General features: G+C 73.5%; 18 protein-coding genes and 1 tRNA gene. 11 read left to right on the forward strand and 8 right to left on the reverse strand.

What is annotated here, in order from left to right:
* Positions 1–140: 140 nt before the first annotated feature.
* The 3 genes from ACI783_RS17205 to ACI783_RS17215 all read left to right on the forward strand — a co-directional run bounded on the left by ACI783_RS17205 (position 141) and on the right by ACI783_RS17215 (position 2,476).
* The gene (locus ACI783_RS17205) at positions 141–518 is read left to right on the forward strand and encodes a hypothetical protein (protein WP_457141574.1); all 378 of its coding nucleotides are present in this window, start codon (positions 141–143) and stop codon (positions 516–518) included.
* On the forward strand, positions 515–1,828 hold the full coding sequence (locus ACI783_RS17210; RefSeq protein WP_457141575.1) for a hypothetical protein: 1,314 nt from the start codon (positions 515–517) through the stop codon (positions 1,826–1,828). The genes ACI783_RS17205 and ACI783_RS17210 overlap by 4 nt, the downstream gene beginning before the upstream one ends.
* 321 nt (positions 1,829–2,149) lie before the next feature.
* On the forward strand, positions 2,150–2,476 hold the full coding sequence (locus tag ACI783_RS17215; protein ID WP_457141576.1) for a helix-turn-helix domain-containing protein: 327 nt from the start codon (positions 2,150–2,152) through the stop codon (positions 2,474–2,476).
* Positions 2,477–2,588: 112 nt separating this feature from the next.
* Here the strand turns inward: ACI783_RS17215 and ACI783_RS17220 are convergent, their stop codons facing one another.
* From ACI783_RS17220 to ACI783_RS17240, 5 genes are all read right to left on the reverse strand, one after another.
* Positions 2,589–2,768, reverse strand: coding sequence for a hypothetical protein (locus ACI783_RS17220; RefSeq protein WP_457141577.1), 180 nt, complete (start codon positions 2,766–2,768; stop codon positions 2,589–2,591).
* A 191-nt stretch (positions 2,769–2,959) separates the two neighbouring features.
* On the reverse strand, positions 2,960–4,180 hold the full coding sequence (locus ACI783_RS17225) for a hypothetical protein (RefSeq protein WP_457141578.1): 1,221 nt from the start codon (positions 4,178–4,180) through the stop codon (positions 2,960–2,962).
* 331 nt (positions 4,181–4,511) lie between these two features.
* Positions 4,512–5,039, reverse strand: coding sequence for a hypothetical protein (locus ACI783_RS17230; protein ID WP_457141579.1), 528 nt, complete (start codon positions 5,037–5,039; stop codon positions 4,512–4,514).
* Between the two features lie 66 nt (positions 5,040–5,105).
* Positions 5,106–5,756: a hypothetical protein gene (locus ACI783_RS17235; RefSeq protein ID WP_457141580.1), complete on the reverse strand. Its 651-nt coding sequence runs from the start codon at positions 5,754–5,756 to the stop codon at positions 5,106–5,108.
* Between the two features lie 157 nt (positions 5,757–5,913).
* Positions 5,914–5,999: transfer RNA gene (locus ACI783_RS17240), tRNA-Leu, on the reverse strand.
* A gap of 246 nt (positions 6,000–6,245) precedes the next feature.
* On the opposite strand from ACI783_RS17240, the gene ACI783_RS17245 reads away from it, so the two are divergent.
* The 7 genes from ACI783_RS17245 to pknB all read left to right on the forward strand — a co-directional run bounded on the left by ACI783_RS17245 (position 6,246) and on the right by pknB (position 15,532).
* A complete protein-coding gene (locus tag ACI783_RS17245) occupies positions 6,246–7,031 on the forward strand; it encodes an FhaA domain-containing protein (RefSeq protein WP_457141581.1) in 786 nt (261 codons plus the stop codon).
* Between the two features lie 21 nt (positions 7,032–7,052).
* Positions 7,053–7,511, forward strand: a complete 459-nt coding sequence (locus ACI783_RS17250; protein WP_457083367.1) for an FHA domain-containing protein FhaB/FipA — start codon at positions 7,053–7,055, stop codon at positions 7,509–7,511.
* The gene (locus tag ACI783_RS17255; RefSeq protein WP_457141582.1) at positions 7,508–8,947 is read left to right on the forward strand and encodes a protein phosphatase 2C domain-containing protein; all 1,440 of its coding nucleotides are present in this window, start codon (positions 7,508–7,510) and stop codon (positions 8,945–8,947) included. The genes ACI783_RS17250 and ACI783_RS17255 overlap by 4 nt, the downstream gene beginning before the upstream one ends.
* The gene (locus ACI783_RS17260; RefSeq protein WP_457141583.1) at positions 8,947–10,365 is read left to right on the forward strand and encodes an FtsW/RodA/SpoVE family cell cycle protein; all 1,419 of its coding nucleotides are present in this window, start codon (positions 8,947–8,949) and stop codon (positions 10,363–10,365) included. Before ACI783_RS17255 ends, ACI783_RS17260 begins: the two co-directional genes overlap by 1 nt.
* Positions 10,366–10,426: 61 nt before the next feature.
* Positions 10,427–11,872 carry a peptidoglycan D,D-transpeptidase FtsI family protein gene (locus ACI783_RS17265; protein ID WP_457141584.1) on the forward strand — a complete coding sequence of 482 codons (1,446 nt, stop codon included), beginning with the start codon at positions 10,427–10,429 and terminating at the stop codon, positions 11,870–11,872.
* A complete protein-coding gene (locus tag ACI783_RS17270) occupies positions 11,872–13,620 on the forward strand; it encodes a protein kinase domain-containing protein (protein WP_457141585.1) in 1,749 nt (582 codons plus the stop codon). Before ACI783_RS17265 ends, ACI783_RS17270 begins: the two co-directional genes overlap by 1 nt.
* Positions 13,621–13,744: 124 nt before the next feature.
* The gene (pknB, locus tag ACI783_RS17275; protein WP_457141586.1) at positions 13,745–15,532 is read left to right on the forward strand and encodes a Stk1 family PASTA domain-containing Ser/Thr kinase; all 1,788 of its coding nucleotides are present in this window, start codon (positions 13,745–13,747) and stop codon (positions 15,530–15,532) included.
* Positions 15,533–15,612: 80 nt separating this feature from the next.
* Here pknB and ACI783_RS17280 read toward each other — a convergent pair whose 3' ends face one another.
* Genes ACI783_RS17280 through ACI783_RS17290 form a run of 3 tightly spaced genes read right to left on the reverse strand, consistent with a single transcriptional unit; the run spans position 15,613 to position 17,253 of the window.
* Positions 15,613–16,284 (reverse strand): aminodeoxychorismate/anthranilate synthase component II, encoded by a 672-nt coding sequence (locus ACI783_RS17280; RefSeq protein ID WP_457141587.1) that lies wholly within the window; start codon positions 16,282–16,284, stop codon positions 15,613–15,615.
* On the reverse strand, positions 16,281–16,466 hold the full coding sequence (locus ACI783_RS17285) for a hypothetical protein (RefSeq protein ID WP_457141588.1): 186 nt from the start codon (positions 16,464–16,466) through the stop codon (positions 16,281–16,283). The genes ACI783_RS17280 and ACI783_RS17285 overlap by 4 nt, the downstream gene beginning before the upstream one ends.
* A gap of 43 nt (positions 16,467–16,509) precedes the next feature.
* Complete coding sequence (locus ACI783_RS17290) at positions 16,510–17,253, reverse strand: DUF881 domain-containing protein (protein WP_457141589.1); 744 nt, start codon at positions 17,251–17,253, stop codon at positions 16,510–16,512.
* A gap of 141 nt (positions 17,254–17,394) precedes the next feature.
* On the opposite strand from ACI783_RS17290, the gene crgA reads away from it, so the two are divergent.
* Positions 17,395–17,667 (forward strand): cell division protein CrgA, encoded by a 273-nt coding sequence (gene crgA / locus ACI783_RS17295; protein ID WP_457141590.1) that lies wholly within the window; start codon positions 17,395–17,397, stop codon positions 17,665–17,667.
* Positions 17,668–17,725: the final 58 nt, after the last annotated feature.

Consider the following 17,725-nt stretch of genomic DNA (forward strand, 5'->3'; position numbering starts at 1 on the left):
CCCCCCCCCCCGCCCCCCCCCCGCCCCCCCCCCCCCCCCCCCCCCCCGCCCCCCCCCCCCCCCCCCCCCCCCCCCCCCCCCCCCCCCCCCCCCCCCCCCCCCCCCCCCCCCCCGGCGCCCAGCAACCCGAAGGGCCCACCGTGTCCCAATCCATCCGTCCCCTGCCGGTCCCCGGACCGACGTCCCCCGCGGCCGAGGCCGCGCACCGCGACCGGGATCTCCGCCGGCTGTTGTCGAGCTGGCTGGCCGCGTCGTCCCGGCTGATCTCGGCCCAGGCCCACGGCGGCGCCGACGAGCGGGAGCTGCTCGACGCCGTCGTGGCGATCGAGGAAGCACTGCGCAGCCGCCACCCGGAGGACTTCCGGGTGATCGAGACCGGCCTGCATCTGCTCCTGCTGCAGGCCGAGCACACCGGCGACCCGCTGACCCGGGCTGCCGACTGCCTGACGTGCCGCCGCCTCGGTGACGGGCCACCCGTCACGGTCGCTCAGCTGCTCCAGGCGGAGCTGCCGCGATGACCGCCCTTCCGGCCCAGCGGGGCCGCAGCGGGAGCGTCATCGTCTCCGGCGACGCCCTGGAGGTCCGCCGCCTGCGGGTGACACACCGCGAGGTGGTCGCGATCGCCCGGCGAGAGCTGGCCGCGCACGGCCCGGCCTCCCTCGAGGAGACCGTGACCCGTGCCGTCACCGTCGGCCTGATGGCTGGCGAGCTGCAGCGCGGCACCGACGTCGACGCGGTCGTCCAGCGAGCCCTGAGCGGCTTCGAGGAGGCCCTCGCGACCCGTGCGACGGCCACCGTCGCACAGCTGGACGAGCTCACCGCTCGCCTCGCCGACACCGAGCAGGCCACCCGCCAGGCCGCCGCCGCTGCGCTGGCCGATCTACCGGCACGGGTCTCGGCCGTGCTCGGCGGCGAAGCCGCGAACGTCCAGGAGGCGGTCCGGCGGGCCGCGAGCACCGTCCAAGCGGAGGCCCTGGGTCAGCTGGCCCGGGTCGTTTCGTCCCACACGGAGCAGGTACGAAGCACCCTGTCGACGGAGAACCCGATGTCACCGCTGTCGGCCGCCAAGAGGGAGATCACCGCCAGCGTCGACGGCGCGCGCCGGGAACTGGCCGAGGGGCTCGCCGCCGTACGCGGCATGATCCAGGCCCAGCAGGCGGGGCAGGCAGCCGGCCGTCGCAACCCGAACGTGGCCGGGGCCTCCTGGGAGACCGTGGTCGCCGACCACCTCGCGTCCTTCGCGGCGGCGACCGGCGACGTGGTCGAGCACGTGGGGTCGACGCCGGCGCCGGGCAGCAGCAGCCGCAAGGCGGGCGACGTCGTCCTGTGCGTGCTCGGAAGCGGGGCGCGTCCCACCATCGCGGTGGAGTGCAAGAACCGCACCCGGGCACTCAGCGTCCGCGAAGCTCAGCAGGCCCTCCTCGATGCGCGAAGTGTTCGCCGGGCCACTGTCGGCCTGCTGGTGGTGCCGGACGAAACCCACGTCCCGGGTCCGAGCCGGTTCTGCCGGGTCGGCGCGGTCGACTTCGTCGTCGCGGCCGATGATCCGGCTGCGTTCACCCTGGCGCTGTCGGTTCTCAGGGAGCTGAGCCTGGTCATCGCCGCCGGAGAGCAGCCGGGCGCGTCCGTCGACCTCGGTCGCGCACAGGGCGCGGTCGATCACGCGCTGGAACTCCTCCCGAGATGGGACGAGCTGACACGCCACATGTCACAAGCCGACAAGGCGCTGTCCAACATCCGCGCGACCGCCGAGATGCTGCGCAGCACTCTCACCGGTCACCTGCAGGAAGCGTCCCGCGCCCTCGCGCGCGGCGGGCACCCGCTGTAGCACCCGCTGAGGGGAGGAGCGATCGCTCCTCCCCCCAGCAACCATCGCCCGCGGGGGTTCCGCGTGCCTCGTGACCGTCGGCGGTCGCCGACCGCGCCCGCCAGGCGCTGGACACCTCCGTCTGTACCGCCAGCAGCTACTGGTCGCCGAGGACGACAAACCCCACCCGCTCACCTCGGTTGGCACGTGACCCGCCCGCCACGGTGCTTGTCTCGCTCCGAGTGGGGGCTCTGCCGGCCTCAACCACTAGCAGATTGACAAGAGATTGCGCCTTATGTCTCGTAAGGCGCAATCTCATGCCAACTGAGGGAGGTGTGTCCGATGCCCCGCCGCGTGGCGGTCTACTCCGAGCCGACGCGCGGGGTCTGCATTGCCCTCGGCACGGAGATCGCGCGGGTCCGCCGCGAGCGCCGCTGGTCCCAGACCGAGCTCGCTCAGAGAGTCGGCGTGGCGCTCGGTACGGTCCGCGCCGTCGAGAGGGGTGCCCCGTCAGTCACCCTCGGTGTCGCGATCGAGGCCGCCACCGTCCTCGGGATCGACCTGCTCGGCGGCCCGTCCGCCGCCGCCGCGCGGGTCGCGGACAACCGCCGCATGCTCGCGCTACTCCCGCAGCGAATCCGGGCCGACGCCGTCGATGACGACTTCTGACCGTGGCGCTCGCCTGTGGACAGCTCGCAGCCTCGGCTTGTCTGGCGCCGGTCGTCGGCTCCCCCACTCGCAGTCACGAGCGACGGCGTGTGGTGCTCGGTGCTCCCGTCGCTCAGCCCGGCGCCCCGTGGATCAACGAGAGTCGCTCGTGCCGGAATGGAGGCGTCGGCAGGTCGGCCAGCATCCGCTCCATCGCCGCCCTGCCCTGGGCCTCGGTCGCGAACGGACCCACGATGGCCAGGACGTCGTCATTGCCGCCCACCCAGTCCCCCTGGCGCACGATCACCCACATGGTTGGCCCTCCTGTTCACTTCGGCAGTTGGTCGGATCCCTACGGTCCGGGGCTCACCGAGCAGTGCAGTCGCGCCCGGGGTTCGTCGAACGGCATGACCAGGGCGTGCCACGAGCGGCGAGTTGGCTGGCTGCGGAACGCGGCAGGGCCCCACCTGGTGGCGGGGCCCTGCTGACGTTGAAGGCCTGGGCTCAGTCGGTCCGAGGCCGCGGCTCGCGGTGCAGCCACGGGTGGTCGCCGCCGTAGAGCGCGATGACGGCAGCGGCGACCTCCTTCGGCCGGGCCACCGTGTACCGGCCGTTGACGCCCTCGGGCTCGTGCCTGGCGAAGGCCACCGACACCGCGTGGCTGAACTCGCGCTCCACCACCGTGATGGCGTGGTGGCGCACGGTGTGGCCGGTGACCTGCTCCTTGTCCGCCCAGGCCAGGCGGGCCTGGATGCGGTCCTCGAAGAGGTAGTCGAAGCGGCGGCTGCCGATGGGGACACCGCGTCGGCGGCTGTCCGGGTGGTAGCGGAAGACCGCGTCGCCGGGCCGGGCCGCGCCCCGGCCGACCGCGAAGGCGTGCAGCTTGGCGACGAACCAGTCCGGCACCGGCTGGTGTACGACCTTGCCGAACTTCTCGTCGAGCCGGATGGTGCACTCGACGTGGTCGAGCCCGCCGAGGGTCAGGTTGAGGACGCCCTCCTGGCGGGCCCCGGCGATGAGGATGGTCTCCAGGATGTGCTCGTCGAGCACTGGGTCGTCGCCCGTCCCGGTAGCCACCGCCCACACCTCGTCGAGCTGGTGCTGCTCGAAGGCCATCCGGGTGCCGTCGTTGCGCTTGGGCTTGGCCACCTCCTGAGAGGGGTCGAAGGCCTTGGCGAGGTGACGGTCCTTGACAGCGACCTTGAACATGCGCCGCCAGGCGCCGACGGCGTTGTACTTCGCGCCGCCCGCGGTGCTGGTGCGGACCTCCCGCCCAGCGGCCTCACGCTTGACCGCCCGGGTGGCGGCGCTGTCCAGGGCGCGGGACTCGATGTGGCGGAGGGCCTCCTCGAGGTGGCTGGGCAGGACCTCGTCGGCCCACATGGCCCCCAGGCCCTGGTACACCTTCTCCTCCGGCGGCACGTCCAGCGGCCAGCCTTCGGCCAGGAAGCGGATGTAAGAGCGGTACGTCCTCTTCGTGCCACCGGTGAGCCCGGCGAGGGTCTTCGTGGCCAGGTCGGCGACGGTGATGCGCTCGCCGGGAACGAGGCTGGTGGCCGGGCCACCGGCGGCGGCCGCGGTCGTGAAGCCCAGGGCCTCGGGGGTGACGAGTCCGGCGTCGACGAGCTGGCGAACCTTCGCCATCGCCGCGGCATACTCGGCGAGAGGGTCGGCGAGAGCGGCGGTCTCGCGGCTGGTCTCAGCGGTCGGCTCGGGGTTGGACATGGGTTCTCCTCGGTGCGGCCGGCGGCGCCGGCTCGGGTGTTGACGACCCGGACGGTGCGGGCGATCGGCCGCTGCGCAGTCGCCGGCGGCGAGGATCACCGGCCGGGAGGTCGGGGCCGGCTCTCACGCTGGCGCGGGAACGGTCAGGTGTCCGTAGTCGTCGGCGAGAGGACCGCGGCGGGGCTCGAGCCGGGCAGCCCTGCGCCCGGCTGGCGTCCGTGATCCAGCCCCGGGCCGTCGCTCCGTCGTTCAGCTCCCCTGGACGCGGAACGGCAGAAGGCCCTCCACTCGCTCGCGGAAGCGTGTGTAGGGCCTTCAGGTGGAGTCGCGGTCAGAGGACCTCCCAGCCGTCGAGGCTGAAGACGCTCCTCTCGGTACCCGGGACGGGCTCGCCGTGGTCGTCCAGCCCCACGAGGTCGAAGGAGACGACGCCGATGGCGCCGTGGAAGGTCAGCCCGACGACCTGGAAGAACGTGTCGTTCTCGTCGGCCACCATCCGGTGGAGGAGGTAGTCAACCCCGGCCTTGCCGATGTTGGTGCCGCGCGGGCGGCCCAGGATGTCCTCGCTGACGCGCAGGTACTCCCGCGCCATCGAGTGGGGGTCGGCGTGCCCGGTGGCCGCGAGCCCGCCGTCGGCCTCGCGGGAGATGACCGCGTAGAACGCTCGGCCGTCGGGAAGCACCTGGCTGCGCGTCTCGGCCCAGCGGTCGTCGCTGCTTACCCGGTCGGGACCCAAGGGCATGCTCATCACCGCCGCGATGTCCCTGTAGTTCTCGACGAGCACGAAGTCGCAGTCGTCGTCGGGCTCCTCGCTGAGTGAGCAGAGGTACTGCGCGAGGATGGTGGTGTTGCGGGACATGGGGCTCGCTCCGTTCGGTTGCCGTCTGGACGACCGGCACGGTGCGCACCTCGGTGAGTTGGGCAGTCAGTTCCCCGCGCGGCCGTCACCACCGGTCCGAGCACCGCCGTCGGCGGCCTGCCAGCGGCTCCGGATTCGGCTGCCTCCGGCGGCCCGCGGGACCGGCGCGAACTCCGGTGAGCCCTCGGCCTGCGCTGCGGCTGGCAGCGCACCGATCAGCAGCTGCAGGGCATCGGCGGCTGCGAATAAGTGCAGCTCCGCGGTGTTGACGACGACACCGGCCAGCACCTGGTCGCCGGAGCGGACGTCGAGGGCGGCGAGCACGGCCGGCGGCAGGGTCAGCCGCCGGTTGGCGTCGACCGGCACCCGGGTCAGCAGCGGGCTGTCGACGGCGGCGCGGATGACGACGTGGCCGTTCTCCCGGGCGGCGACGAGCAGGGTCTGCGGGTTCCAGCCCAGCGCGGCCAGCGCCTTGCCGAGGTTGACCCGGTTCTGCGCGTCGATCCGCGGCGCGTGCGCGAGCCGGATGGCGCCGTCGCGTGCAGGCCTCGGCGTGCGGTCGGAGAGGTGCACGACGGGCGCCAGGACGTCGGCGGCGGCATCGCCCCGGTGACGCGCACCGGGCTTGGCCGGCAGCGCGTCGGTGCCCGGGTAGGGCGAGCGGATGCCGGCGACGCGAGCGGCGGCGCGGTGACGGGCGTCCAGTCCGGAAGGCATGGACGTAGCTGTGCCGGGTGGCTGCTCGGGCGCAGTCGCCCCTGCAGCGGCGGATCGTTGCGCCGCATCACCGGCTCCGGACAGAGAAGACCGGCAGCCCCCCCTGGGGCGGCGCTGCCGGTCTCTGTCTCTAGCCCCTGGGGGATTCCCCAGGAACTGGTGGGCAAGGGGGGAGTTGAACCCCCACGTCCTTTCGGACACACGGACCTGAACCGTGCGCGTCTGCCATTCCGCCACTTGCCCTGGCGAGGGAGAACACTAGCAGCCCGGCGGAGGCACCCGACGGCACCCCCTGGGAGACCGCTCGGTACCGGTTCTCCCGGCGCGGCGACCACCCCGGCGGCGGGACGCTGGTAGACAGGTGGCCTCCACTCCGGGCGGACGAGATCGTCCGGAGCGCCTGCGGCGTGCGACCGGTCCGGGAGGCTCCGCCCGGTTACGATCGACGCTCAGGGCAACGGGAGGTCGGCAGAGGGCGGAGGAGCGACTGTGGGCGTGCTGCAGCGCTTCGAGCGGCGACTGGAGGGCATGGTCGGGCTGGCCTTCGCCCGGGTCTTCAAGGGCAAGGTGCATCCCGCCGAGATCGCCCACGCCCTGCAGCGCGAGGCCGACGAGCAGCGCTCCGTGATGGGTGGTGGCCGCGTCCTGGCCCCCAACGTCTTCACCGTGACCCTCGGGCCCTCCGACCACGACAACCTCGCCGAGTGGTCCGAGCAGCTGGCGGCCGAGCTGGCCGACATGGTCGCCGAGCACGTCGAGTCCGAGGGGTACCAGACCTTCGGTGACATCGAGGTGCACCTGGAGCGCGACGAGGAACTGCGCACCGGGGTCTTCGAGGTCTCCTCCCACGTGGGTGACCGCGGCGCCCCGCACCGCGCCGAGCCGGCACCGGGAGCTCCCCCCGGCCTGCCGCCGCTCCCCCCGCTGGCGGGTGTGCAGGGCGCTCCCGGCCCCGATGCGGGCGCCGTCGGCCTCGCGGGCCAGCGCACCTCCCACGTGCTCGTCGTCGACGGCCCGGGCACCAAGCACGTCCTCGAGCAGGGCAGCAACGTGCTCGGCCGGGGCACCGACGCCGACGTCCGGCTACCCGACACCGGGGTGAGCCGCAAGCACGCCGACGTCCAGCTGACCGGCAACCGGGTCGCCGTCGAGGACCTCGGCTCCACGAACGGCACGCTGGTCAACGGCCGCCGGGTCACCCGGCAGGAGCTCGCCGACGGCGACGTCATCCGCATCGGCCACTCCGTGCTGGTCTACCGGCAGGACGGCGCGTGACCGCGGTCCCGGGGGGGTCCGGTGCCCGCTGAGATCGTGCTGCAGGCCTTCCGCTTCGGGTTCCTGCTGCTGCTCTGGCTGTTCATCTTCGCCGCCTTCCGGGTGGTCCGCGCCGACCTGTTCGGTGGCCGCGCGGGCCGGGTCGCCTCGGTGCCCCCACGCGCGCAGACCGGCCGCAAGCGCTCCCGCGGGCCCCGTCACCTGGTGGTCACCGCCGGCCCGCTGTCCGGCACCCGGATCACCCTCGGCGACCAGGCCATCCTCATCGGCCGCGCCGACGACTCCACCCTCGTGCTGACCGACGACTTCGCGTCCTCCCGGCACGCCCGGCTGACCAACCGCGGCGGCCAGTGGTACGTCGAGGACCTCGGGTCGACCAACGGCACCTACCTCGACCAGCAGCGAGTGCAGGGGCCGCTGCTGGTGTCCCCCGGCCAGCCGATCAGGATCGGGCAGACCGTGCTGGAGCTCCGCTCATGAGCCTCGTCCTGCGCTACGCCGCGCGTTCCGACCGCGGGCTGATCCGCGGCACCAACCAGGACTCGGTCTACGCCGGGCCCCGGTTGCTCGCCGTCGCCGACGGCATGGGCGGCCACGCCGCCGGTGACGTCGCCAGCAAGGTGGTGATCGCCGCGCTCGAGCACCTCGACGACGACGCCCCTTCGGGTGACCTGCTGCAGGCCCTCCGGTCCGCGGTCTTCGATGGCAGCGAGCACCTGCGCGAGGTGATCCGGGAGTCCCCCCAGCTGGAGGGCATGGGCACCACGCTCACCGCGATCCTCTTCGCCGGCGCCCGGGTGGCGCTGTGCCACGTCGGCGACTCCCGCGCCTACCTGCTGCGCGACGGGCAGCTGCACCAGATCACCCACGACGACACGTTCGTGCAGTCGCTGATCGACGAAGGCCGGATCACCGAGGAGGAGGCGAACAGCCACCCGCAGCGCTCCCTGCTGCTGCGGGCCCTCAACGGCCAGGACGTCGAGCCCGACCTCTCGATCCGCGACACCCGCGACGGCGACCGCTACCTGCTGTGCTCCGACGGCCTCTCCGGGGTGGTCAGCCAGGAGACCCTCGCCCAGGCGCTGACCGAGGCCGACCCGCAGGCGACGGCCGACCGGCTGATCGAGTTGGCGCTGCGCAGCGGCGGGCCGGACAACATCACCTGCATCGTCGCCGACGTCGTCGAGGACGACGGCCGTGGTGGGCTGATCGAGCCGGTCGTCGACGGCGCCGCCGGGGACAACGCCGGCCAGCGGGAGGTCGACCCGCGGTCGGCGGCGGGCCGGGCCGCCCTGGCGCACAACTCGCCGGGCCCGCCGGTGGCCGGCGCCACCGCCGGACCGTCCCCCGGCCGGGCCCGCCGCCCGCTGCGCACCGCGCTGATCGGCGGGACGGCGGTGGTGCTGCTGATCGCCGCGGCGCTGGGGGGCTGGCTGTTCGTGATGAGCCACTGGTTCGTCGGCGTCGCCGCGGCCGACGACGGCGACGAGGTCGCCGTCTTCCGGGGCGTCGACGCCTCGATCGCCGGGCTCGAGCTCTACCGGCTCGACCACACCACCGGCCTGGCCACCAGCGACCTGACCCAGGCCGCCCGCAACCGGGTGTCCGACGGGATCGCCGCAGACGACCTGACCGACGCCGAGCGGATCCTCGCCAACCTGCGCGATCAACGCCTGCCCGTCTGCCGCACCATCCCGAGCACCGCCGCCGCCACCAGCTCGGCCCCCACCAGCTCGGCCCCCGCGCCCACCGTGCCCGCGCCCACCGTGCCTGCGCCCACCGAGCAGGCTCCCCCGGCCACCACCTCCTCCGCTGCCGACTCTCCCGCTGACACCCCCACGGCGAGCCCGACCGGCACGGCCGCGCGGCCCTCCAGCTCGGGCGAGCCGGGGGTGGACTGCCGGGAGGTCGACTGATGACCGGTCCCGGCACCGACCCGCGCGCCGTCGCCACCGGCGGCACACCGGTCCCCACCCGGCGGGGCACCGAGCTCGCACTGCTCGGCTTCGCGGTGCTCATCACCCTCGCCGCCCAGTGCATCGTCGACCTGACCGTCACCGGGTCGCTGAGCCCCGAGCTCGCCACCTTCGGCACCTGGTTCACCGCGCTGTGGGCGGTGGCGCACGTCGTCGTGCGGCGCTTCGCCCCCTACGCGGACCCGCTGCTGCTGCCATGCGTCGCGGTCCTGGTGGGGCTCGGCCTGGTGATGATCCACCGGCTGGACATCGCCGGCGAGCAGGTCGGCGCCCCCGCCACGCGCGAGGACGCCCCGATCCAGCTGCTGTGGGCGACCGTCGGGCTGGTGCTCTTCGTCGCCGTGCTGGTCGTCGTCCGCGACCACCGGGTGCTCGCCCGGTTCGCCTACACGCTGGCCCTGGTCGGTCTGGTCCTGCTGGCCATCCCCGGGGTGCTCCCGTCATCGATCTCGGAGGTCTACGGCGCGAAGCTGTGGATCCGGGTGGCCGGCTTCTCCATCCAGCCCGGCGAGTTCGCCAAGATCTGCCTGGTCGTCTTCTTCGCCGCCTACCTGGTCGACAAGCGCGACGTGCTGGCGCTGGCCAGCCGCAAGGTGGCCGGCCTCGAGCTCCCCCGCGGCCGGGACCTCGGCCCGGTGCTCCTCGCGTGGGCCGCCTCGATCCTGGTGCTGGTCTTCGAGCGCGACCTGGGCAGCTCGCTGCTGCTGTTCGGCATTTTCGTGGTGATGCTCTACGTCGCCACCGAGCGCGCCAGCTGGCTGGTCATCGGCCTGCTGCTGTTCGCCGGCGGCGCGTTCGTCGCCTACCAGCTGTTCGGCCACGTCCGGGTGCGCGTGGACACCTGGCTGAACCCCTTCGGGCACATCGACGAGGGCGGCTACCAGGTCGTGCAGTCGCTCTTCGGGCTCGGCACCGGCGGCATGTTCGGCGCCGGCCTCGGCGGCGGACGCCCCGACCAGGTACCGGTCGCCAAGAGCGACTTCATCGCCGCGGCGATCGGTGAGGAACTGGGCCTGTTCGGCCTGGTCGCCGTCATCGTGCTCTACCTGGTGTTCGTCGAGCGGGGCCTGCGCACGTCGCTGATCGTGCGCGACGGCTTCGGCAAGATGCTGTCCGCCGGGCTGGCCTTCGCCATCGCCTGGCAGGTCTTCGTGGTGCTCGGTGGCGTCACCGGCCTGCTGCCCCTGACCGGCATCACCACGCCCTTCCTCGCCTACGGCGGCTCCTCGCTGGTGGCCAACTTCGGCCTGGTCGCGCTGCTGGTGCGGATCAGCGACGCCGCCCGCCGCCCCGCCACCCCGCCGCCGGCCAGCCCGCAGAAGCTCACCGACGCCCCCACGGAGGTGGTCCGGCCATGACCGCGACCCACCACCGCACCGATCACCAGCAGCGTGACGCCCCCACCGAGGTCGTCCGCCCGTGAACGCACCCCTGCGCAAGGTGGCCATCAGCGTGCTGGTGCTGTTCACCCTGCTCATCGTCAACGTCAACGTCATCCAGGTGATCCGCGCCGACTCCCTGCGGGGGCACGAGCGCAACACCCGCACGCTGGTCGAGGAGTACGACCAGGAGCGCGGTTCGATCGTCGTCGCCGGCAACGAGGTCGCCACCTCCGTGCCCAGCGAGGGCAGCCGGCTGGGTTACCTGAGGCAGTACCCGCAGGGGCCGGTGTACGCCCCGGTCACCGGCTACTACTCGCTCATCTACGGCCGCACCGGCATCGAGGACGAGGCGAACGACGTCCTCGCCGGTACCGACGCGCGCCTGGCCTTCCGACGGCTCACCGACATCCTCACCGGCCGCGACCCGGCCGGCGGCAACGTGGAGCTCACCATCGACCCGGCCGTGCAGCAGGCGGCGATGGACGGGCTGACCGGGCTCGACGGGCTGGCCGGCGCGGTGGTCGCCCTCGACCCCTCGACCGGCGCCGTCCTCGGCCTGGCCAGCACACCCACCTACGACCCCAACCAGCTGTCCTCGCACGACCCGGCCGCGATCCGCGCGTACCGGGAGTCGCTCACCGACGACCAGCTCACCAACTTCGCGCTCGAGGAGCGCTTCCCGGCGGGCTCGATCTTCAAGGTGATCGTCTCCGCCGCCGCCCTCGCCACCGGTGACCACACCCCGGAGACGGTCATCGCGGCCCCTCGGGACTACACCCTGCCCGGGACGAGGACCCCGCTGCGGAACTTCGGCAACGAGGCCTGCAGCCCGAACGACGAGCAGACGCTGATCGACGCGCTCACCATCTCCTGCAACACCGCCTTCGCCCAGCTGGGCATCGACCTGGGTGAGGACGCCATCCGCGACGCGGCCGAGGACTTCGGCATCGACGAGGAGGACTTCGAGATCCCGCTCCCGGTCGTCGGCAGCCAGATCGGTGACATCGAGAGCGACGCGGCCCTCGGGCAGACCTCGATCGGCCAGCGGGACGTGGCGCTCACCCCGATGCAGGCGGCGATGATCGCAGCCGCCGTGGCCAACGACGGCACGCTGATGAAGCCCTACCTGGTCGACTCGGTCACCGCGCCCGACCTCAGCGTCATCGACCAGACCGCGCCGGAGGAGATGTCCGAGGCGGTGTCGCCCGAGGTCGCCGAGCAGCTCACCGAGATGATGACCAGCGTCGTGGACGACGGCACCGGTCGCCGGGCCCGGATCAGCGGCGTGCAGGTCGCCGGCAAGACCGGTACGGCCCAGGACGGCGAACGACCCGAGCACAACTGGTTCATCGGCTTCGCCCCCGCCGAGGACCCGCAGATCGCCGTCGCCGTCTTCGTCCGCAACAGCGGGGGCACCGGTGGCGACACCTCCGCGCCCATCGCCCGGCAGGTCCTCGAGGCCCGGCTGGGGGCCGGCGGCTGATGGCCGTGCGCGTGGGCACCGTGCTGGCCGGCCGCTACGAGATCACCGCCCCGATCGCCACCGGCGGGATGGGCGAGGTGTGGCAGGCCAAGGACCTCACCCTGGGCCGCACGGTCGCGGTGAAGATCCTCAAGAGCGAGTACACCGGCGACTCGAACTTCCTCATCCGCTTCCGCAACGAGGCCCGGCACACCGCCGCCCTGTCCCACCCCAACATCGCCTCGGTCTACGACTACGGGGAGACGGTTGACCCGTCGGACGGGAGCGAGGGCGGGCAGCGCCTGGCGTACCTGGTCATGGAGTTCGTCGAGGGCAAGCCGCTGGTGACGATCCTGGCCGAGCGCGGCCGGCTGACCCCCCAGCAGACCCTCGACGTCCTCGGGCAGGCCGGCGAGGGGCTGTCGGCGGCGCACGCGGCCGGCATGGTGCACCGCGACATCAAGCCCGGGAACCTGCTGGTCCGGCCCGACGGCGTGGTGAAGCTGACCGACTTCGGCATCGCCTACGCCCGGGACGCCGCGCCGCTCACCCGCACCGGCATGGTCGTGGGCACCGCCCAGTACCTCTCCCCGGAGCAGGCGCAGGGGCACGTCGTCACCGCCGCCTCCGACGTCTACTCCCTGGGCGTGCTGGGCTACGAGTGCGTCGCCGGGGTGCGCCCCTTCGACGGGGAGTCCCAGGTCGCCATCGCGCTGGCCCAGATCAACCGGCCGCCCCCGCCGATGCCCGCCGACGTGCCACGGCCGGTGCGGGCACTGATCGAGCGCGCCCTGGCCAAGGACCCCGCCGCCCGCTTCCCCGACGGCGGCGCCTTCGCCGCCGTCGTCCGGCAGGTGGCCGCGGGCGGCCAGGTCCCGCCCAGCACCGCCATGACCACCGTCCTGGACCAGGACGGGATCTCCACCACGATGATCCCGGCCACCGACCCGGGCGCCGTCCGTGGTCCGGCGACCGCTCCCCGCACGATGCCCCCGCTCGCCGCCGGCGCGGTCGACGAGGACCGTTGGTCGGCCAGCAGGTGGGACGCCGACGAGCCGGACCCCGCGGACCGGCGTCGGAGGCTGCTGATGGTCATCGGCGCGGTCGTCCTCGTGCTCGCCGTGGCCGGTGGCGCGTTCGCGCTGCTCACCAGCGGTGACGGTGGCGAGACCACCGCGGGCCGCGACACCCCGTCCGTCACCGAGACCGCGCCGGCGAGCACCAACGCCACCGGCGGCGTCGACTTCGACATCACCTACTACGTCGGGGACCCGGTCGACGAGGTGACCGAGCGGCTGACCGCCCTCGACCTGGTGGTGCGCCGGGAAGACGCCACGGACGCGCAACTGGCGCAGGTCGGGCGCGAGCTGGGCGCCGGCACGGTCGTCACCGCCGACCCGCGCCGCGGGCCGCTGGACCGGGGCCAGGAGGTGGTGCTCTACGTCACCGCCGAGGGCTACGACCCGGACGCGGAGGAGGAGACCACGGCCCCCACTCCGTCCACGGGACCGAACTCGCCCTCGCCCACCCGTGGCCAGGGCGGCACCCGTACCGCCGCACCGCCGCCCCCGGGCCGGGACGACGACAGCCCGACGACCGTCGTCACCACCATGACCGTGACGTCCGAGCCCACCGGTGGCACCGCCACGTCGACGACTGCGGCGACGACCACCACGGCAGAGACGACGACATCTGCGGCGACGACCACCACGGCGGAGACGAGTGCGGCCGTGCAGGACGGCCTACGAGGCAACGAGGACACCCCGTGACCCTCGAGTCACGCGCTGCTCGCGTCGCGCCGGTGCGCCCCCCGTCAGCGATTAGGCTCCGCGACGGCGTGGCGCAGACCCGGTCGTCGGCGCCTGTCCACCGCACGCCCCGAGAGGAACCCCGATGACCAGCCCCCAGGTGCTCGGTGAGCGCTACGAGATCGGCGGGGTGCTCGGCCGCGGCGGCATGGCGGAGGTGCACCGCGGTCGTGACCTCCGGCTCGGCCGTGAGGTCGCCGTCAAGGTCCTGCGCCAGGACCTCGCCCGCGACCCCTCCTCCCAGGTCCGCTTCCGCCGCGAAGCGCAGGCCGCGGCCTCGCTGAACCACCCGGCGATCGTCGCCGTCTACGACACCGGTGAGGACCGCACCGCCACCGGAGCCACGCCCTACATCGTCATGGAGTACGTCGAGGGCGAGACGTTGCGCGACGTGGTCCGGCACGAGCGCCGGCTGTCGCCGGAGCGGGCGATGTCGCTGACCGCCGACATCTGCGCGGCGCTGGACTTCAGCCACCGGAACGGCATCGTGCACCGGGACGTCAAGCCCGGCAACGTCATGATCACGCCGCAGGGCACGGTCAAGGTGATGGACTTCGGCATCGCCCGGGCGGTGTCGGACTCGGCCGCGACCATGACCTCCACGGCCGCGGTCATCGGCACCGCGCAGTACCTCTCCCCCGAGCAGGCCCGCGGCGAGGGCGTCGACGCGCGCTCCGACGTCTACTCCGCCGGCTGCCTGCTCTACGAGCTGGTCACCGGGAGCCCGCCGTTCACCGGCGACTCCCCGGTGGCGGTCGCCTACCAGCACGTGCGCGAGGACCCGCGGACGCCGTCGTCGATCAACCCGGAGATCCCGCCGGAGCTCGACGCCATCCTGCTCAAGGCGATGAGCAAGAACCCGGCCAACCGGTACCAGTCCGCCGCCGAGATGCGGGCGGACCTGCTGCGTGCCGTCGCCGGCCAGCGCGTCGAGGCGACGCCGGTGATGAGCGACGCCGAGAAGACGACGATCATGAACGGCGCGGCCGTCGGCCCCCAGGGCTACGACGACCGGGACTGGGACGCCGAGGACGACGAGGCGGCCCGGAAGCGCAAGCGGAACCGGGTCATCGCCGCCGTCGTGGGGGCGCTGGTGCTCATCGCCGCCGTCGTCGGGGTCCTCATCACGCTCAACGGCGATGACGAGCCGACCGAGCCGGTGGTCGAGATGGCCACCGTCCCGACGCTGGTCGACCTCACCCGCCAGGAGGCGCTGGCCGAGATCGTGGCGGCGGACCTGACCGAGGGGACCATCACCACCGAACCGAGCACCGAGGAGCAGCGCGACCGGGTCCTGCGCTCCGACCCGGCCGCCGGCGAGGAGGTCGAGCCCGGCACCCCCGTCGCGCTGGTCATCGGCGCCGGCCCGGAGGCGGTGACCGTGCCCGAGGTTATCGGCCTGACCGAGTCCGGTGCGCGCAACAGTCTGACCACCGCCGGGTTCACCGGGATCGTCAACGCCAGCCAGGTGGACTCCCTCGAGCCGGCGGGCCGCGTGGTGTCCATCTCGCCGGGTGAGGGCACCCAGGCCCCTCCGGACCAGACGTTCACCCTCGGCATCTCCACCGGCAGCGTCGAGCTGCCCGACGTCTCCGGGCAGACCGAGCAGGCAGCCCGACAGGCTCTGCTCGACGCCGGAATCCCGGCCGGGAACGTCACCGCGCAGAACGTGGAGCGCGGCGACGTCGCACCGGGCACCGTGGTCGGCACCGAGCCGGGCGCGCGGACCCAGGTCACCGCGAGCGACACGATCACCCTGCTGCTCGCCGTCCCCGAGCCGACCGACCCCGAACCCACCGCGACCCCCACCGAGACGGCGACCGAGACGCCGGTCGAGACGGCGACCGAGACGGCGCCGCCCCCGGGCGGCTGAGCAACCGGCACCGACGACGAGGGCCCCTCCCCGGGAACACCGGGGAGGGGCCCTCGTCGTCGAGCGGGGCGCTGCGGAGGTCAGACGGTGGCCGTGGTCAGCCGGTGGACGGTCGCGGCGGCCGAGGCGACCACGTCGGGGTCGGGCGCGAGCCCGCACCGGGTGAGCCAGTTGGCCAGCAGTTGGTGCCCGCCCTCGGTCAGCACCGATTCGGGGTGGAACTGCACCCCCTCGATCGGCAGCTCCCGGTGCCGCAACGCCATCACGATCCCCGACGGCGTCCGCCCGGTGATCTCCAGCTCGGCCGGCACGCTGCCGGCCTCCACGGCCAGCGAGTGGTACCTGGTCGCGGTGAACGGTGAGGGGAGCCCGGCGAGCACGCCCACCCCGTCGTGGACCACCTCGCTGGTCTTGCCGTGCAGCAGCTCCGGTGCCCGGCCCACCACACCGCCGAAGGCCTCGGCGATCGCCTGGTGCCCCAGGCACACGCCCAGCACGGGCAGGTCGGCCTCGGCGGCGGCCCGCACCATCGGCACGGTCACCCCGGCGTCCACCGGCGTGCCCGGCCCCGGCGAGAGCAGCACCCCGGCGACGTCCAGGTCGCCGAGCTCGGCGATCGTCACCGCGTCGTTGCGCCGCACGATGCTGGGCACGCCCAGCTGCCCCAGGTACTGGACCAGGTTGTAGACGAAGCTGTCGAAGTTGTCGACGACCAGCACCGGCCGCCGCACCACGGGGGCGGAGGCGGTCACAGGTCCACCGTCACGTCGGCGGGAAGCACGTCGGCGGGAAGCACGTCGGCGAGAGGCAAGGCAGGCTCGATCCACGGGGAGACGACGAACAGGAGCAGCGCGATCCCCGGGACCAGCACCGGCGAAACGACCGCTCGCCGGCGGTGCCCCCCGGGGAGGTGCCGCCGGATCCAGGTGTACACGTCCGGTCTCCCTCCCGTCACCTGCGGGTCACCCGGCGGGGGATCAGCCGGCGTCGACCTCCGCGTACCGCACGTCCAGCGGGCCCTCGTAGGCCGGCAGCGACACCTGCCGCTCGTCGGACACCCGGTAGGTGAGGCCGTACGCCTCGGCGGCCTGGCGCAGCACCGTCACCTCACGCGAGGCCGCCAGCTCGCTGCGCATCTCCTCGGAGTTCCCGACCGCGGTGATGACGAACGGCGGGGAGTAGGTGCGGCCCTGCAGCAGGAGGGTGTTGCCGACGCAGCGGACGGCGCTGGTGGCGATCAGCCGCTGGCCCATGATGGCCACCCCGTCGGCGCCGGCAGCCCACAGCGCGTTGACCACGCCCTGCACGTCGGACTGGTGGATGACGAGGTCATCCGGTGTGGCACCGCTGGGCAGTCCACCGCCGACCGGGCGCGGGGCGTCGTCCAGCACGATCTGCACCCCGGACCCGCGCACGGGGGTGAGCCCCGCGGCGGCCAGGGCGCGCTCGGACCCGGCCTGCACGGCCGCGACCTCCACGTCACGGGTGGCCGCCTGGTCGGTGAGCGCCTGGATCCGGCTCTGCAGCCGGACCAGCTCCTCCTGCTGACGGGCGGCGACGGCGTCCCGCTGGCGGATGAGCTCGGACAGCTCGGTGATCTCCCCGGCCCGCAGGTCGGTGCCGCGGGCGGTCTGCCCGGAGGTGGCGAACAGCAGCCCGGCCGCCAGGGCGACGACGGGCACCAGCGCCGTCCAGACCGAGGGGTGGGACCACCGGGCCACCGGTACCTCCTGGGGGTCGGTCCGGGTACCCGGACAGGGGACGCGGCCCGTCTCGGGCACGGCCGGTTCTCCCAGGAGCTTAGGCTGGGAGGAGGTCATGCCGGGGCGACAGTGCCCCGGCCCGGGAGGGAGTCCGCTCAGGTGCCGAAGTCCAAGGTGCGCAAGAAGTCGGTCTACACGCCGCCCGAGGGCGTGCTCCCGTCCTCGACGGCACGGGCACGGGCGGCCGAGCCCAGTCCCCGCTGGTACGCGCCGGTGATGATCGGGCTGATGCTGCTCGGCCTGCTGTGGATCGTCGTCTACTACGTCGCCGGCCAGGACCTGGGCTTCATGGTCTCCCTGGGCGCCTGGAACTTCGCGATCGGGTTCGGCGCCATGGTGGCCGGCCTGGTCATGTCGATGCGCTGGCGCTGACCGGCCGCTCGCGCCACAGAGGCCCTCGTCCCCCTGGGGACGGGGGCCTCCGTCGTTC

Source organism: Modestobacter sp. SYSU DS0511, from assembly GCF_054050755.1.

What these genes read in the sequence shown, in the direction of transcription:
- ACI783_RS17270 (WP_457141585.1), top strand. Translation starts at nt 11,872, where the DNA reads ATGGCCGTGCGCGTGGGCACCGTGCTGGCCGGCCGCTACGAGATCACC.
- ACI783_RS17235 (WP_457141580.1), bottom strand. Translation starts at nt 5,756, where the DNA reads ATGCCTTCCGGACTGGACGCCCGTCACCGCGCCGCCGCTCGCGTCGCC.
- ACI783_RS17260 (WP_457141583.1), top strand. Translation starts at nt 8,947, where the DNA reads ATGACCGGTCCCGGCACCGACCCGCGCGCCGTCGCCACCGGCGGCACA.
- ACI783_RS17215 (WP_457141576.1), top strand. Translation starts at nt 2,150, where the DNA reads ATGCCCCGCCGCGTGGCGGTCTACTCCGAGCCGACGCGCGGGGTCTGC.
- ACI783_RS17230 (WP_457141579.1), bottom strand. Translation starts at nt 5,039, where the DNA reads ATGTCCCGCAACACCACCATCCTCGCGCAGTACCTCTGCTCACTCAGC.
- ACI783_RS17210 (WP_457141575.1), top strand. Translation starts at nt 515, where the DNA reads ATGACCGCCCTTCCGGCCCAGCGGGGCCGCAGCGGGAGCGTCATCGTC.
- ACI783_RS17255 (WP_457141582.1), top strand. Translation starts at nt 7,508, where the DNA reads ATGAGCCTCGTCCTGCGCTACGCCGCGCGTTCCGACCGCGGGCTGATC.
- ACI783_RS17225 (WP_457141578.1), bottom strand. Translation starts at nt 4,180, where the DNA reads ATGTCCAACCCCGAGCCGACCGCTGAGACCAGCCGCGAGACCGCCGCT.
- ACI783_RS17220 (WP_457141577.1), bottom strand. Translation starts at nt 2,768, where the DNA reads ATGTGGGTGATCGTGCGCCAGGGGGACTGGGTGGGCGGCAATGACGAC.
- pknB (WP_457141586.1), top strand. Translation starts at nt 13,745, where the DNA reads ATGACCAGCCCCCAGGTGCTCGGTGAGCGCTACGAGATCGGCGGGGTG.